General features: G+C 43.9%; 17 protein-coding genes and 1 riboswitch. Of the genes, 10 read left to right on the forward strand and 7 right to left on the reverse strand.

What is annotated here, in order from left to right:
• Window positions 1-8: 8 nt before the first annotated feature.
• The gene (locus CES79_RS08975; RefSeq protein ID WP_159459481.1) at window positions 9-854 is read right to left on the reverse strand and encodes a GNAT family N-acetyltransferase; all 846 of its coding nucleotides are present in this window, start codon (window positions 852-854) and stop codon (window positions 9-11) included.
• 118 nt (window positions 855-972) lie between these two features.
• Window positions 973-1812: a pyruvate, water dikinase regulatory protein gene (locus CES79_RS08980; RefSeq protein ID WP_089136972.1), complete on the reverse strand. Its 840-nt coding sequence runs from the start codon at window positions 1810-1812 to the stop codon at window positions 973-975.
• A gap of 209 nt (window positions 1813-2021) precedes the next feature.
• Between CES79_RS08980 and rpsU the strand changes: the two genes are divergently transcribed.
• Both rpsU and CES79_RS08990 read left to right on the forward strand, forming a co-directional pair.
• A complete protein-coding gene (gene rpsU / locus CES79_RS08985) occupies window positions 2022-2207 on the forward strand; it encodes a 30S ribosomal protein S21 (RefSeq protein ID WP_054655423.1) in 186 nt (61 codons plus the stop codon).
• 292 nt (window positions 2208-2499) lie between these two features.
• The gene (locus CES79_RS08990; protein WP_054655421.1) at window positions 2500-2946 is read left to right on the forward strand and encodes a GatB/YqeY domain-containing protein; all 447 of its coding nucleotides are present in this window, start codon (window positions 2500-2502) and stop codon (window positions 2944-2946) included.
• A gap of 80 nt (window positions 2947-3026) precedes the next feature.
• Here CES79_RS08990 and CES79_RS08995 read toward each other — a convergent pair whose 3' ends face one another.
• Genes CES79_RS08995 through thiS form a run of 4 tightly spaced genes read right to left on the reverse strand, consistent with a single transcriptional unit; the run spans window position 3027 to window position 5887 of the window.
• Window positions 3027-4250 (reverse strand): M20 family metallo-hydrolase, encoded by a 1224-nt coding sequence (locus tag CES79_RS08995; protein ID WP_089136973.1) that lies wholly within the window; start codon window positions 4248-4250, stop codon window positions 3027-3029.
• A complete protein-coding gene (locus CES79_RS09000; RefSeq protein WP_089136974.1) occupies window positions 4247-5017 on the reverse strand; it encodes a thiazole synthase in 771 nt (256 codons plus the stop codon). Before CES79_RS09000 ends, CES79_RS08995 begins: the two co-directional genes overlap by 4 nt.
• Before the next feature lie 12 nt (window positions 5018-5029).
• A complete protein-coding gene (gene thiF, locus CES79_RS09005; protein WP_054655417.1) occupies window positions 5030-5674 on the reverse strand; it encodes a sulfur carrier protein ThiS adenylyltransferase ThiF in 645 nt (214 codons plus the stop codon).
• Window positions 5675-5686: 12 nt separating this feature from the next.
• Window positions 5687-5887 carry a sulfur carrier protein ThiS gene (thiS, locus tag CES79_RS09010; protein ID WP_054655415.1) on the reverse strand — a complete coding sequence of 67 codons (201 nt, stop codon included), beginning with the start codon at window positions 5885-5887 and terminating at the stop codon, window positions 5687-5689.
• A 110-nt stretch (window positions 5888-5997) separates the two neighbouring features.
• A riboswitch (TPP riboswitch) is annotated at window positions 5998-6089 on the reverse strand.
• 163 nt (window positions 6090-6252) lie between these two features.
• On the opposite strand from thiS, the gene thiE reads away from it, so the two are divergent.
• The 6 genes from thiE (at window position 6253) to recO (ending at window position 10835) form a co-directional block, all read left to right on the forward strand.
• Entirely contained in the window at window positions 6253-6885 is a 633-nt protein-coding gene (gene thiE / locus CES79_RS09015) for a thiamine phosphate synthase (RefSeq protein ID WP_089136975.1), read from the forward strand.
• A gap of 379 nt (window positions 6886-7264) precedes the next feature.
• Window positions 7265-8230 (forward strand): PhoH family protein, encoded by a 966-nt coding sequence (locus CES79_RS09020; protein WP_089136976.1) that lies wholly within the window; start codon window positions 7265-7267, stop codon window positions 8228-8230.
• Between the two features lie 19 nt (window positions 8231-8249).
• On the forward strand, window positions 8250-8738 hold the full coding sequence (ybeY, locus tag CES79_RS09025) for an rRNA maturation RNase YbeY (protein ID WP_054655413.1): 489 nt from the start codon (window positions 8250-8252) through the stop codon (window positions 8736-8738).
• The gene (locus CES79_RS09030) at window positions 8722-9120 is read left to right on the forward strand and encodes a diacylglycerol kinase family protein (protein ID WP_089136977.1); all 399 of its coding nucleotides are present in this window, start codon (window positions 8722-8724) and stop codon (window positions 9118-9120) included. Before ybeY ends, CES79_RS09030 begins: the two co-directional genes overlap by 17 nt.
• 15 nt (window positions 9121-9135) lie before the next feature.
• Window positions 9136-10041 carry a GTPase Era gene (era, locus tag CES79_RS09035; protein ID WP_089136978.1) on the forward strand — a complete coding sequence of 302 codons (906 nt, stop codon included), beginning with the start codon at window positions 9136-9138 and terminating at the stop codon, window positions 10039-10041.
• 14 nt (window positions 10042-10055) lie between these two features.
• On the forward strand, window positions 10056-10835 hold the full coding sequence (gene recO / locus CES79_RS09040; RefSeq protein ID WP_089136979.1) for a DNA repair protein RecO: 780 nt from the start codon (window positions 10056-10058) through the stop codon (window positions 10833-10835).
• Window positions 10836-11106: 271 nt separating this feature from the next.
• On the opposite strand, the gene CES79_RS09045 is transcribed toward recO, so the two are convergent.
• Window positions 11107-11940 (reverse strand): CAP domain-containing protein, encoded by an 834-nt coding sequence (locus CES79_RS09045; RefSeq protein ID WP_089136980.1) that lies wholly within the window; start codon window positions 11938-11940, stop codon window positions 11107-11109.
• 335 nt (window positions 11941-12275) lie between these two features.
• On the opposite strand from CES79_RS09045, the gene CES79_RS09050 reads away from it, so the two are divergent.
• Both CES79_RS09050 and CES79_RS09055 read left to right on the forward strand, forming a co-directional pair.
• Window positions 12276-12998, forward strand: a complete 723-nt coding sequence (locus CES79_RS09050; protein WP_089136981.1) for a hypothetical protein — start codon at window positions 12276-12278, stop codon at window positions 12996-12998.
• Window positions 12999-13683: 685 nt separating this feature from the next.
• Entirely contained in the window at window positions 13684-15093 is a 1410-nt protein-coding gene (locus CES79_RS09055) for an MFS transporter (protein WP_089136982.1), read from the forward strand.
• Window positions 15094-15322 lie beyond the last annotated feature (229 nt).

Below are 15322 nucleotides of genomic sequence, written 5' to 3' on the forward strand. Positions count from 1 at the left end.
CTCTGTTTTTAGTTAGTCGTAAACAAGTCTTGATATTCAGGGTGCTTTTCAAGAAACTTTTGTGCGTATGAACAATCCGGAATGATCGTTAAGTGATAAATTTGTGCAAAGCGGATGACACGCAGCATTAACCGCTTAGCAATGCCTTGTCCCCGTAGCTGCTCACTGACCTGGGTATTGGTAACCATGATCCGTTTATTTTGCTGGTCGTGAAAAATGATTTCAGCTAAGGTACTGCCATTTTCACCGTTGATGTAAAAGCGGCCGGGTTCGTATTTTATGGCCAGCGCATTCAGATCATCAGCTGGCTGCGGATCAAACTTGGCCTGTAAGGCAACAAAGGCGTTAACTGCCGTCTGTAAAAATGAGAGCGTATCTAAGTTGGTCATCAGATTTTGGTCATTAAACAAATGGTTAACGTGTCCCAGATAGACTTCGGGGCGTTGAACGGGGAATACGTTTAACGTGACCAGTACTTGGCGAACTTGCTGGTTAGCACCAAAGCCGCCAGTTGCTTCAGGTGAACTGGAAACGACTAAGGCAATTTGATGTTTCCAATGATTACGTCGCTTGGAACCAACGTCAAAGGCATTCTTAAGGGCACCCGTCATTCCGCGATTATATTCCGGGGTGACGATGATCAAGCCGTCGACGTCATCTAATTGCTGCCGGAAAGTTTGCCAAGCAGGGACGGTATCGTCTTCGTCGAGATCAGCGTTGTACAGTGGTAACTGACCAATATCAATAAAGACGGGCGTCAGCTGAACGGGTAATAAATTTGCCAGTACGTTAGCGACTTTTTGAGAATAGGCGGCTTGACGTAAACTGCCCACAATAATTCCAATCTGAGTCAAATGAACCACTCCTTTATTTAAACCAGCGAGTGAAAGCCAACTTGAACTTTGCTGAACAGTGTCACGCAATAGTGTGTCTCAGAAATTTAGTTAAATGATAAATGTGTCGCCAATAGGATCAGTCTTTAATGGTATCGATTTCGGCCGGTTCCAGGTTTTGATTTTCAAGAATCAGGGTCGCCGTTTCTTCAATTGATTTATTGGAGACGTTGATGACTAAACAGCCGATCTTCTTATAGATCTTATCGGCGTATTTTAATTCGGCCTTGATCTTTTCGGTATCCGAATAGGCACTTTCGGCGGGTAAACCGTATGAAAGCATCCGTTGCTGGCGAATCCGTCTTAGTACTTTAGGACTATTGGTCAAACCAATGATCTTCGCCGGATCGACTTTCCATAGTTCATCTGGTAACTGTGACTTGGGTGATAGTGGCAGGTTAGCAACTTTAATACCCCGGTTGGCCAGAAAGAGGGATAGCGGCGTTTTGGAAGTTCGTGAAACACCCAGGATCACAATGTCTGCTTTCTGCAGACCAGTAGGATCCTTCCCATCATCATAGGCCACGGCAAATTCCATGGCACCGATGCGGTCAAAGTAAGTATCGGTTAAACTGTGGTTGATGCTTGGAATGGAGGCGGGTTCAACACCGCTGCGGTTAGCGAGCGCCTTCATCGCGGGCTGAATGCAGTCAAAGGACTGCAGGTGATTTTCTTCAGCGAAGCTTCTTACCTGTTCACTTAATGAATGCGTGACTAACGTATAGTAGAGGACCGCGTCTTTTTTTGCAGCCATTTTTAAAATGTCGCCGAGGATCGCTTCCGTTTGAATAAAGGGGAAGCGCTGGTACTTCACTTTAATATCAGGGAATTGCGCCACTGCAGTTTGGGCAACGGTGAGTGCCGTTTCACCAGATGAATCGGAAATAATAAAGATATCAATATCAGAATTTTCAGCCATCATAAAGCCTCCGTTATTTAATAGTTAGTCTAATTTTAGCACAGGCAGAAACGAATCGATGATATTTGAATTTTCTGTTTAAAACTTAATTGAAATGATTGACGTGACGCAATTAGGTAGGTATAATTAAAAGGAACTATTGAGGAGGACAATTTTTTTGTTGCCTATTTTCAATCGGTTACTACTAGAGCTCGGAGGGAGGGATTTACATGACAAAGACAGTCGTTCGCAAAAACGAGTCTCTTGACGATGCTCTTCGGCGCTTCAAACGAACCGTTTCCAAAAGCGGTACTTTACAAGAATACCGTAAACGTGAGTTTTATGAAAAGCCAAGCGTTAAAAAGAAATTAAAATCAGAAGCAGCAAGAAAACGTAAGAATAAGAAGCGTTTCTAGTTGCATCGAAGACTCCTGGCTACCAGGAGTCTTTTTTTATGCTTATTTAACGTCAGCACGATTCGGTTAGGGTGTACTGAATTGCCTATGTTGCTAATAACGAATATAATAAACATGTTGGCGATAGCGAAGTTATCAAAGACTGGCGCGGAACGCACCTTAGTAAATTACCGTCAACTGATGATGAGTCAGCGGTGTTTCTAGAAGCTCGTTGCCTAAGTAACGAGCAGTTCACGAGAATTGGCGCACTCCAGGGGTGAACCAATTAATGAATATTAGGAGGTTTTTGTACATGTCATTATCAGACACGCTCACAGAAGATTTAAAAACGGCCATGAAGGCTCGCGATAAGGTTGCTTTAAACGTCATTCGGATGATCAAAACATCCCTAACCAACGAACGGATCAAGTTAGGCCATGATCTAAACGATGACGAACAGTTGACGGTCCTTTCCCGTGAATTAAAGCAACGGAAAGAATCACGCCAAGAATTTGCCGATGCCGGCCGTCAGGATCTCGTTGACGGGTTGGATGCCGAAATCAAATTGGTTGAGAAATACGCACCTAAGCAATTGAGTGAAGATGAAGTTAAAAAGATCGTGACGGATACTGTCAGCGAAGTTGGCGCAAGTTCAATGGCTGACTTTGGTAAAGTGATGGGTTCAGTCATGCCTAAGCTCAAAGGTCGAGCAGATGGCAGCATTGTTAACAAGACTGTCAAGTCACTATTGAGCAAGTAAAGATTAACATTAAAGGCACTGCCTAACTGCATATCAGCAGTTAGACAGTGCCTTTTTGATTACTTGGAAAGTGTTTGAGGCTAGTATGACTGGGCATGCAGACTAGCCATTAATAGCTGGATACCATTTTTTAAATCTGCCGGGTAAGTCAATTCCGTCGGTGCGTGGCTGATGCCACCCTCACTAGGCACAAAAAGCATGGTGGTAGGGGTGACCTGGTTCATCACATAACTATCATGACCGGCACCAGAGACCATCACTTGAGAAGTCAGGCTTAGCTGCTGTGCCAACTGTTGATTTCGCGCCAGCAGGTTTGCGTCAAACGTCGCGGGCAGATCTTGGACATAACGTTTTAAAGCGTATTTGATGTGCGGATCGGTTTGACGGTTAAGCGTTTCTCCAATCAGCTGTTCAAACCGGTCCAGCAGGTGGTCGTCTGCATGGCGGGCATCAATCGTAAATTGGACGGTCCCCGGAATGACGTTCGACGTATTGGGGGAGACCGTTAACTGACCGACTGTAAAAGTGAGATTGGGGCTTAAATGATGAGCGAGTTCGTTTAACTGATAGATGATGGTGACTGCGGCTTGAAGGGCATCATGACGGTCATTCATAGGGGTCGTTCCCGCGTGATTAGACGTACCGTGAACGGTGACTGACCACCGTCTTTGACCCACGATACCAGAGACCAGTCCAATTGCAGCGTGCGCGTTAATCAGTCTGGGACCCTGTTCAATGTGGAGTTCAGTAAAGCTGATCGGCAGTGCAGGCCGTTTCACCATGACGTGATTGATGGCCTGTAGCTGTTCAACGGCTTGACTACGGGCCTGTTCAAAGCTGATGCCGTTTTGGTCGCTTAACGAACCAACTGATTGGTGCAGCGCATAGTATTTGGAACCGCTGAAAGTGGTGTTAAAGCGGCTGCCTTCTTCCTCGCTGAAAGAGATCAGGCGCAGCGTGTGTCGGGGCGCACCGAAACGAGTTTTAAGCATGGTAATTGCTTGCAGACCACCTAGAACACCATATAGACCGTCAAATTTTCCGCCATTGCGCACCGTATCCATGTGTGAACCAGTAGCGATAACACGGTCGTCTTCACCAGGGAAATCTAAGTAGACGTTGCCATAATGATCGACCATGGCGGTTAAACCAGCTTGCTGACCAAATTGAATTAAGGCGGCTTGCGCCTTTACCCAGCTGGGCGAATAAACTAACCGGTTTTGACCCACAGTTTTAGCGGAGAGCTGAATGATTTGCTGAAAATGTCGTTCAAAGGTCACCCATTCGTCGGTCGCCCGAATCATTTGCTGACGCCAGCGAGTGGTGAAGAGGCCACTGCACCACGTTCAATAATACGGCCAGGACCAGCTAAATAAGCTTTACGGCCGGCTTCAACGCCTAAGCGGAAGGCCTCTGCCATTAACGGAATGTTTTTCGCTGTCGCCATGGAGGTGTTAGCCATGATGGCATCGGCACCCATTTCCATTGCTTCGGCAGCTTCACTAGGCCGGCCAATACCAGCATCAATAATGACCGGTACATTAATTTCATCGATCAGGATTTGAATGAGGGCTTTGGTGGCTAACCCCTGATTGGTCCCAATTGGTGCTGCTAGGGGCATGACGGTAGCGGCACCGGCGTCAACTAACTGGCGTGCGGTGTTTAAATCAGGCAAGATGTAGGGCATGACGATGAAGCCTTCATTGGCCAGTACTTCAGTGGCTTTGACAGTTTCAGCGTTGTCCGGCATCAAGTATTTCTTGTCGGGGACCACTTCGAGTTTAATAAAGTCACTGCCACTGATTTCTCGCGCTAACCGGGCCGTTCGAATGGCTTCGTCAGCGGTGGTAGAACCCGAGGTGTTAGGCAAAATAGTGATTCCTTCTGGAATGTAATTGAGGATGTTTTCCTTAGCGGAATTGGTGCGGCGCAAAGCCATGGTAATGATTTGCGCCTTAGCTTGGTTAATTGCCGAATCAATTAAATCATAGGAATATTTACCGGAACCGAGAATGAAACGTGATGTAAACGTATGTCCACCAATTGTGAGCAGATCTGTTTTTTCTGACATGTTATCTTCCTCCTAAATCTTTGTTTGACCTAAAATTAAACGCGTGATCATGTTAGCTTCATGACCCGCAGCAATCATGACCCTTGGTGCCATTAGACCCTCAGCACCAGCCGTCGAACCATCACCCGCAATGTACAGGTTAGGGCGGACTTGTTTGGTGATGATCGAATTTGAACTATGGATCCCAGCCATGCCGGTTGCCATCACCATTGGCTTATTCGGGAAAAATTCGCTAGCCGCATCCAATAACATCGCTTTAGCGCTGGGGTTATCGAAGGCCTCGCAGATGATGTCTGCATCACCGAAAAGTTCGGTCACGTTATCATGGTCAACTTTTTGAACCCGGGTCGTGATGGTGACAAACGGATTGAATTCCTGCAGGTTTTGCTTCAGTGCGGTGACTTTATCCATGCCGACCTGACTGAGCTTAAACTGCTGGCGGTTTAAATTACTCAGTTCGACTTGGTCAAAATCGATCAGGGTCAACTGACCGACACCGATGCGTGCCAGTGCAATGGCAATGTTGGAGCCCAGACCGCCGGCACCGGCGATGGCCACGTGAGCAGCAGTTAGACGGTCGGTGGAATCAGCAACGTTGCGGGCTTTCATACCCTGATAGACATCCTTGATGGCCATTCCTTGAATCGTTGGTTGCATAGATTAACCTCCTTAACGACCGCCACCGACAAACGAGATCAGTTCTAGTTTGTCGTCCGGTTTAATCAGCGTCTGCTCGTATTCGGGCCGGTGAATAATTGTCCCGTTTAATTCAACCACCACGTTATCAACGGGCGTTTTGCGCTGTTGTAAAAACGCCAGTAAATTTTGACCAGCAACTTTAGCGAATGGTTCGCCGTTTACAGTAACCATAAAAAAAGCCCCTTTCCGTTTGTCTCCGAGAAAGGGGTTGACGCGTTCAATTAAAAGCACTTATCTACACAAAAAAGACTTTTCGTGCAGAAAAGCCTTTTGACTTGATCGTTCAGTAAAAGTCGCTCTTCCTTCGGTAGTACAAACTACATCAGGTTCGATGGGTTTAATCTCAGCCAATTAGGCACCCCAGACGAACTAACGTTATTCAATTATGATTTGAGTCGGTTAATTGACTCATTGCTTATATTTATAAGCTAGAACGTTGTGAAAGTCAAGCAAGGAAAATCAACGTGACAAGCGTCAGACTTTTCGTTAGACTGTTGGCGAGGTTTGAAAAAGGTTTGTGCGATCAGGAGGAAATTATGAAAATTAGTAATCGGCCGCTTTACTTAGTCACGGATGCGTTAAATTATTCTGAGTCAGATTTTCTTAAACACGTTGAGTCAGCCTGTCAAGGCGGCGTTGACCTCGTGCAGTTACGCGAGAAAAAATTAACCAGCCTGCAGTATTTTCAGCGGGCCTACGCCGTTAAGCAAATCACTGATAAGTTTCAAATACCGTTGCTCATTGATGATCGGTTGGACATTGCTCAGGCAGTAGGGGCAGCTGGTGTGCACCTCGGTCAAAAAGATTTACCAGTGGCCGTTGCTAGGGAGATTTTAGGCCCCCGGGCAATCATTGGTGCAACTGCTAAGACGCTAACTCAAGCACAACTAGCGGTCGAGCAGGGGGCCGATTATCTTGGCACCGGCGCTATTTTTCCCACGCAAACCCACGTTGAGACTGTCCGTACCAGCGTGAAAACGTTAAAGCAAATCAAACAGTCAGTTGGCGTGCCGGTTTACGCCATTGGCGGGTTAAACGCGGGTAACGTCGCAGCGGTTAAGCCAGCAGGCGTTGATGGTGTTGCAGTCGTTTCAGCCATTATGCGGGTGGCTGATCCACAGCGTGCGGCACGTGAATTACGGGATCAAGTTTTGACTATTATTGGGTGAAAGCCATTTAACTATTGCATGATACAATTTTAAAATTGTATCATGCAATAATCAATAATATCAGTAATTTGCAATAACAATGATAGAATGCAAATTACTGGTTGATCAAGTTATCATTATGGACTGGATTAACGTCAATCAGTTGCAAATAACTAAGGTTTAGTATCACTAATTCAGTCACTAATTTTGATTCATCTGTGGCTTCGAAATTACCGTAATTAGTCATTTAAGAAAAGCTATATTGGAACTAAAAGTTTTGCCGAATTGGACATCAAAATCGGGGTCAATCGCTTGTGTAACCACTTGTTCGAGCTTTTATGATGGGATTGTCGTATAATGGTCTAAGAAATCTAATTTAATGTAAAGGAGTCCATTGTTTTTGGCTGAAAATACGCAAACTGAAAAAGAATATATCTTAGCAAATCCGGAACAGGGAGTCGCTATTTTGGGCGCGCAGGATCAGTTCGTTTCGCTCTTAGAAGAAGGGTTAAACGTGACGATCCACCCCTTTGGTAATTCCATTAAAGTTTCTGGTGAACCATTCCAAGTGCAAAAGGCGATGGCGATTCTAAAAAACATGGATAAGCTGATCCAGAAGGGTATTCAGCTGAACAGTGCCGATGTTATTAGCGCCATGAAGATGGCCGACAAAGGAACTTTGGAATACTTCTTGGATCTGTATACGGAAACTTTGATTAAGGATGCTAAGGGCCGTGCCGTCCGCGTTAAAAATTACGGGCAGCGGCAGTACATTGATGCGATCAAGCACAATGACGTCACCTTTGGGGTTGGCCCAGCTGGGACCGGGAAAACCTATTTAGCAGTTGTCATGGCGATTGCGGCTTTAAAGCGCGGTGACGTTGAAAAAATTATTTTGACCCGGCCAGCCGTTGAAGCTGGTGAAAGTCTGGGCTTTTTACCCGGTGATCTCAAAGATAAGGTTGATCCTTATCTGCGACCGATCTACGACGCGCTTTATGCGATTCTCGGCGCGGAGCACACTAACCGGCTGATGGAACGCGGTGTGATTGAGATTGCCCCGTTGGCCTACATGCGTGGTCGAACATTAGAGGGCGCCTTTGTGATCTTGGATGAAGCTCAAAACACGACCAATGCACAAATGAAGATGTTTTTGACCCGACTGGGATTTGGCTCCAAAATGATCGTTAACGGTGATATCACCCAGATCGATCTCCCACGTCATAGTCAAAGCGGGCTAGTTCAGGCAACCCATATTTTAAAGGATGTTAACCACATTGATTTTGTCACGTTTACGTCGGACGATGTTGTCCGGCACCCTGTTGTGGCAGCAATTATTAACGCTTATGAAGCTGTGGAAAAATAAATAAGGACGAGTATAAAACATGGATCTAGAAATTTATGATGAAACAAAAGACGGCGTACCAGCAGAACACATTCAATTGGTGAAAGACGTGCTCGAATACGCCGGCAAATATATTAAACTTAAAGAAAATACCGAAATGTCAGTCACGTTTGTGAACAATGACCGGATTCAAGAGATCAACCGTAAGTACCGGGATGTTGATCGGGCAACGGATGTCATCAGTTTTGCGATTGAAGACAGCAGTAATGAAGACGATGAATTTCCAATCGTGATGGATGACGAGCTGGAAGCTGAAATTCCCGAAAACATTGGCGATATTTTTGTTTCAGTGGATAAAGTTGGCGAACAAGCAGAGTATTTGGAACATTCCTATGAACGGGAACTGGGCTTTTTAGTCGTTCATGGGTTCCTGCATCTCAACGGTTACGATCACATGGAGCCAGCAGACGAAAAAGTAATGTTCAAATTACAAAGGGATATACTTGACGCTTATGGGCTTAAACGATAAACAAGTCAAAAAAAATAAAAATTTCTTTCAATCGCTGCTCCATGCGTTAAGCGGTATTTACAGCTTAGTTTCCACCGAACGAAATTTTCGCAAGCACATTGTCATGGCGGTAATGGCCGTTTTGTTGGGCATTTGGCTGCAACTGACGGTCAATGAGTGGCTGTGGATCACCCTAGCCATCTTTGTGGTGGTGGTTGCGGAAGTACTAAATACCGTTGTGGAATCGATTGTTGATCTGATTGTTGGGCCGCACTATCACAAAGAGGCTAAAAAGGCGAAAGACGTTGCTGCCGGTGGCGTTTTAATTGCGGCCTTTTTTGCGGTCGTGATTGGCTGTTTGATTTTTATTCCGGAACTCATGCAAGAATTTAATATTCATTAATAGGGGGAAATAAATTTGGACAATCCAAATTATCGTAGCGGTTTTGTTGCCATCGTTGGCCGGCCAAACGTCGGTAAGTCGACTTTGCTTAACCGGGTGGTGGGCCAAAAGGTCGCCATCATGTCCGACAAGCCACAAACCACGCGTAACAAGATTCAGGGAATCTACACGACCAATGATGCCCAGATCGTTTTTATTGATACACCTGGGATTCATAAACCCAAGAGTGAATTAGGGGACTACATGATGAAATCGGCCTTGTCTTCTCTTAACGAAGTTGACGCAGTGATCATGATGGTCAACGCTGAACAGCGCCGCGGTGCTGGTGATAATTTCATTATTGATCGGCTAAAGACCGTCAAGAAGCCGGTTTATTTAGTCGTCAATAAAATTGATCAAATCACCCCAGATGATCTGTTGGTCGTGATTGATCAGTATAAGGACGCTTTAAAGTGGCAAGAAGTGCTGCCAATTTCCGCTTTGGAAGGCAACAACGTCGAGGAAATGCTCAATGAATTAGTTGGCAAGTTACCTCATGGACCGCAATATTACCCAGATGACCAGGTTACGGATCACCCAGAACGGTTTATCGTTTCTGAATTGATTCGCGAAAAAATCTTCCAGTTGACCCGTCAGGAAATTCCGCATTCAGTTGCGGTTGTGATTGAAAAGATGAAACGTCAAAACGAGCAGAAGGTTCATATTCAAGCGACCATCATCGTTGACCGACCAACTCAAAAGGGTATTTTGATTGGCAAGGGCGGTTCGATGTTAAAGAAGATCGGGACGCTGGCACGCAAGGACATTGAAAACCTGCTGGGGGATAAAGTCTACCTTGAATTGTGGGTCAAAGTTGTGCCGGGCTGGCGTGATAAATCTTCTGCTCTGCAATCATACGGATACCGTAAAGACGATTATTAGAATGTGGTGATCCAATGGCTGGACAACTCATGAACTTTCATGGCATTGTCATGTATCAAAAAGAATATCGTGAACGCGACATGCTGATTAAATTTTTTACCCAGGAAGCCGGCAAGCGGATGTTTTTTATCCGCGGTGCTAAAAAGCGCGGCTTTAAAATGACTGCTGATTTGCTGCCGTTTACGTATGGCGTATACGTGGGTGATATTCGTGAACCAGGGTTATCATTTATTAATGCGGCTAAGGATACCACTAACTTTACAAAAATTGGACAAGACATTTCCAAAAACGCCTATGCGACTTATATCATGTCATTGTTGGACATGGCGATTCCTGATAATCAACTACTGGGCAGCTGGTATCCGCGATTATTTCACGCGCTGTCCTTAATCAATGACGGGCTGGATGAAGCCATTATTGCCAATATCTTCGAAGTTCAAATGATGAGCTTATTTGGCGTGGAGCCCAACCTGCGACAATGCGTGATCTGTGGCCGGACTGACCTGCCGTTTGACTATTCTGAGTCTTACGGGGGACTGTTGTGTCAGGCACACTGGCATTTGGATCCTAATCGATTGGATTTAGATCAGCGTACGATCTATTATTTGCGGCAGTTTTCAGCCATTGATCTCACCAAGTTAAAAACGATTAGTGTGCACGAAGAGACCAAGCAGCATCTGCGACGAGCACTGGACATGATCTATTCTGATACTATCGGTGTTTATCCCAGATCAAAGCGGTTCATTGATCAAATGACGAAGTGGAAACCACTGGATAATTCTAAAAAAGATTAAGTATTTTGAGAAGGTCAATTCATTTACGAATTGGTCTTCTTTTTCGTCTTGTAAGTAACCTCAATTCGAAACGGAACCAGTTTGTTAAATCAATTTCGATTGGTTTTGGACAACTTGATTGTCGCATGGGATGGATATGTCCCTTTTGTTGTATAAAAATAGTGCTGATGATTTTTCATCAACACTAAATAGCGTAGAACCAAAAAAAAAACCCAGCAGATACAATTGCTGGGGGCTTGGCGTGTATTCAATTTACGATTTAAACTAAAGGTTAGCGTGCGTGATGAGTGCCATAAAAATTCATTACATTATACACGGTACCGTTAATATTAATGGTTGCAAAGGCTGCCTTATCAACTTTTGAATCAAGAATATTTTTCTTGTGACCCCAATTAGACGCGGCATCATCGTAAAAATACTTGTAGAAAATAGCGTTTGCAAGGCTAATGTTATCATCGTTAAAATTATTTTTTGCGATGTTTTCGCTAAGTTTAGAATAATTAATTTTATTTTTTTGGGCTAAATCGGCAGCAATGAAATGATTGTGAGCGTCAAAATGGCTATAGTTTTTAATAAGCTGATGTGCCCGAACCGTTGTAACTTTGTCAAACAACTTCGAATTAACTGTTACTGGCCGAACACCAATCTTAGCGCGTTGTTGGTTCACTAATTTTAATAATTGGGCATCAATGACAGATTCACTGAATTTTCCGGTTTCAGTTTTCTGATTGTTAGGGGCTTTTATGATTGATTTATCTGGTTGCTTATTCTTTACTAAATAACCCTGCCAGACCCAACCACTCTTTTTTCCAGTTTTGATTTGATAATAAATAGTTTTCTTGCCATTTCGATTGATCTGCGAAATGTGATAGGCCTTAACTTTACTACCAAAAGACTTAAGCGTACCTTCCTTGTGGTTCAGCGAGGCAGTTGAATAAACTGCTGCAGACTTTTTCCCCACTTTAAAAGTGGTAACTTTTGCTAAATGGCTAGTTACCGACTTTACAGTTTCTTTGGCACTAGCAGTAGAAGTGGTAGTTAGACCAATACTAAATACTACAACACCAACCGTCAATACTGCTTTACCAACTTTATTGAACTTCATATTCATGAATCTTCCTTTCCTTGGTGTGCATCGTGATACTGTATAAGCAGTACTCTATACAAGTATAATAACACTAGAAAAATTAAGTAGTTCGAAAATAAAATTTAGGTGGACCTTTATGGGGGTGTAACAGATAAGCTTGTCAACGGATGTTAGCAACAATAATGTAGTTGCTAAGGTTGCTAAAAATGCGGTTATAGTGGTTTACATTAGAATCGTTAATGGCTATGTAGTGTTGATTATGTTCATGTAAAATTGGCATAGGATAACCTAGTAAAAATTATTGATGAGTGTTAAATTTAAGGCATAAATTACTGTAAAGCGGGCGTAAAAAAATGAAAATTGTTAACAAATTAATTGCATCTAGTCTTGGCATGGCTGCTCTAGCATCTTTGTTTCTTGTAGCACCAACTAATGCTAGTGCCACCACGTTTAAACCGGAGAGTTATGTAATAACCCGGTCTGTTGTGAAAGCAAAGGTGGGGCATGATAGGTACACGATTCCTAAGGGGACAAGAGTGCATATAACCAGTGATGGGAGTCTTGATGTATCAAGACTGAGTTATAACGTCATTAAAACTCATAAGGAATCTGGCGACCCGTTTAAACCAGAAAATGATGCGATGCATCTCAGTGGTTCCCAGTTCGTCAAGACTCAGCGTAAGCTCACTGATAGTATACCTTTTACCCTCAGTCAAGGTTATCGGTATACAACGGGTGCAGCTGCTCTGAATGCAAAAGCTTTTCAAATAACTACCGATGGCTATGTTGAAACTTTTAAACATGAAGCAACGAATGTAAAACCACAATCTATGGTCAAAATAACCGCCTCTAGAGCCTCCGGTAACACAATGTACATCTACACAAAATCTAAGATGGTTGGGCTTCATGCTAAACATATCGCTAGCAAAACTGGTAAATACAATTACCGACTAGCAGTCATAAATAATAAAAAAGTGATCAAAAGTACTGATTTAGGAACAGTAATGCGTTCACACAGCTTTTCGATAGGCATTAAATCCAACTATTATTACTACACCAACACTTGGTACGACTGATTTTATCTGTAGGTTAAATAGAACGATAGAAAAGCATTCACTGAATGAAAGACCCCATATTGTTAGATAAATTGACTTGTGAGTTTGTAACATAAGTTAAAAATCACGGTCTTCTAGAACAAAGTTTCAAGGAATCCGGATTGGATTTCTTGAAACTCTGTTTTTTTCGTCATTTTTCGGTCAACATAACAGTTTTACCACTAGGCTACTTCAGTTCAGTAGTCCATTTGCGACAGCAATCTAACCGTTACGTTGCTGAAAACATAGGATCTGAAATGCAGCGGAGTGAAACTGGCAAATCATGGTGAAGGTAGTTGTTAGTGAGCGTTTTTTTGCTCACTTAAAACTACGGGAGACGGCGGAAATCCTTTTCGGCGGTTTTCCGAAAATAGTTCCAGAGCGACCCCACTATGAGTTGCCGGTTTCACGGAGCGAAATGAACTTTTATGTGCATTCCTGCAACGTAGATTAATTGGGTTCCAGAAAACAGAGAACAGTATACAAGCCAACTAAGATAAAAATATACGTCAAAAGATAAGACTGTCAAAAGTGAAATATGAAACCGATGAAGTAACCACTTTGCGTCTTAAATTTGCGGGTTGATATTCAATGAGCTTTAACGCACCCTAAACCGCGATTTACAGGTATAATCATTCCCGTAAGAGTAGCTAAGGGGGAGATTAAAATGAATGAAGTTGAGCCACGGCGGTGGTGGATTCTAATTTCAATCGGTATTTTTGCGTTTATGAGTAATTTGGACGCCAGCATTGTCAATATTGCCATGCCAATCATGGCTAAGCAACTGGCGATTCCCATGAATCAAATTGAGTGGGTGGTTTCCATCTACTTAATCGTGGTCAGTGCGTTATTGCTATTTTTCGGTAAATTGGGGGATATGTACGGCAAAATCAAAGTCTTTCGACTGGGCACCGTGATCTTTATTATTGGGTCATTTTTATCCGGGATCCAGTGGACGTTTAATTTTTTACTGATGGGTCGAATCATTCAGGGACTGGGGTCTGCGATGACTTTGTCAAACACTTATGGGATTACCACTGCGACCTTTGGCATTAAAGAGCGTGGCCGCGCCATGGGGCTGATCGGAACGTTCGTGGCCTTTGGTGCGGTGGCCGGTCCCGGAATCGGCGGTTTAGTTTTGTCTCAATTGAGCTGGGGGTACATTTTCTGGATCAATGTACCTTTAGGCATCTTTGCTGTGATTTTAGGCCAGTTTGTGTTGCCTAAATCAGCCGCACAGTCAACGGATAAAAAAATTGACTGGCCGGGTTTTATCTCGTTTGCCTTATTGATCGTCAGTTTCTTTTTGGCCATCTTTTTGGGCCAAGAAGTCGGTTACTTTACACCAATACCAGTGATCGGTTATGTGATTGCGTTGATTTCGATTATTTGGTTCATTCGAGCAGAGCGTCGGAGCAAGACACCGCTGATGCCGCTCAGTATTTTTAAAATTAAACCCTTTTCTTATGGGGTCGGTGCCGCAATTTTAATTTTTCTATCAAATTTCTTTACCGTGGTCTTAATGCCATTTTATCTGGAAGATGCTCGGCATTTAAGTGCTGGTCAAGCTGGGCTACTGTTAATTATTTTCCCGGTGGTTATGATGATTGTCGGGCCGATCAGCGGCGTGTTAGCTGACCGGTTTGATCCTGCTAAAATTGTGACGCTTGGGCTTAGTCTAGTCGCAGTCTCACAGCTGGGGTATTGGTTCTTAGATTTAAACAGCCCACTGTGGGTCTACATCACCGTAACGGTTGTTATGGCGGTGGGGACTGGGCTGTTTCAGTCGCCTAACAGCGATATCGTGATGTCAGTGGTGGGTAAAGACCAGCTGGGCAGTGCCGGCAGTATCAACGCATTAGCCCGAAATATCGGCATGGTGTCTGGAACCGCGCTTTCCACTACGGTATTATTTACCGTGATGAGCATGCTCGCCCATACCAAAGTCACCACTTATTTACCCACTCAACCGGGTCTGTTTATTTCGGGGATGCACGTGGCGTTTACCGCGTCATTTATTCTCATCGTAATGGCCATCTGGCTGTCGTTAAAACAGGGCCAGATGAACTTAAAATAATCCGCGATTCGGTTTGACTTTTATTTTGCAGACGCTTAAACTAATGGAGAATTGAATAGTGATTGGCGATGACAAAAGAGGGTTGATTCATCGGTCAGACAGCGACTTCGGGATAGGTGTGAGCCGGAGAGATCGAGAATCAATTGGCACTTTTAGAGCTGATGCAAACGAAGCTGCTGGGGTCATCCCAGAAGTAGGGTGGAACCGCGAAAATAACTTTCGTCCCTAT

The sequence above is a fragment of the Secundilactobacillus silagei JCM 19001 genome (genome assembly GCF_002217945.1).
In the GTDB taxonomy this organism is placed as follows: domain Bacteria; phylum Bacillota; class Bacilli; order Lactobacillales; family Lactobacillaceae; genus Secundilactobacillus; species Secundilactobacillus silagei.

Bases quoted from the DNA above. Each gene is read 5' to 3' on its own strand.
- thiS (WP_054655415.1), bottom strand. From the start codon at position 5,887: ATGGTTACTGTAAACGGCGAACCATTCGCTAAAGTTGCTGGTCAAAAT.
- thiE (WP_089136975.1), top strand. From the start codon at position 6,253: ATGAAAATTAGTAATCGGCCGCTTTACTTAGTCACGGATGCGTTAAAT.
- CES79_RS09050 (WP_089136981.1), top strand. From the start codon at position 12,276: ATGAAAATTGTTAACAAATTAATTGCATCTAGTCTTGGCATGGCTGCT.
- CES79_RS08980 (WP_089136972.1), bottom strand. From the start codon at position 1,812: ATGGCTGAAAATTCTGATATTGATATCTTTATTATTTCCGATTCATCT.
- CES79_RS09045 (WP_089136980.1), bottom strand. From the start codon at position 11,940: ATGAAGTTCAATAAAGTTGGTAAAGCAGTATTGACGGTTGGTGTTGTA.
- CES79_RS09055 (WP_089136982.1), top strand. From the start codon at position 13,684: ATGAATGAAGTTGAGCCACGGCGGTGGTGGATTCTAATTTCAATCGGT.
- CES79_RS09030 (WP_089136977.1), top strand. From the start codon at position 8,722: ATGGGCTTAAACGATAAACAAGTCAAAAAAAATAAAAATTTCTTTCAA.
- rpsU (WP_054655423.1), top strand. From the start codon at position 2,022: ATGACAAAGACAGTCGTTCGCAAAAACGAGTCTCTTGACGATGCTCTT.
- ybeY (WP_054655413.1), top strand. From the start codon at position 8,250: ATGGATCTAGAAATTTATGATGAAACAAAAGACGGCGTACCAGCAGAA.
- CES79_RS08990 (WP_054655421.1), top strand. From the start codon at position 2,500: ATGTCATTATCAGACACGCTCACAGAAGATTTAAAAACGGCCATGAAG.
- recO (WP_089136979.1), top strand. From the start codon at position 10,056: ATGGCTGGACAACTCATGAACTTTCATGGCATTGTCATGTATCAAAAA.
- CES79_RS08995 (WP_089136973.1), bottom strand. From the start codon at position 4,250: ATGATTCGGGCGACCGACGAATGGGTGACCTTTGAACGACATTTTCAG.
- CES79_RS09000 (WP_089136974.1), bottom strand. From the start codon at position 5,017: ATGTCAGAAAAAACAGATCTGCTCACAATTGGTGGACATACGTTTACA.
- thiF (WP_054655417.1), bottom strand. From the start codon at position 5,674: ATGCAACCAACGATTCAAGGAATGGCCATCAAGGATGTCTATCAGGGT.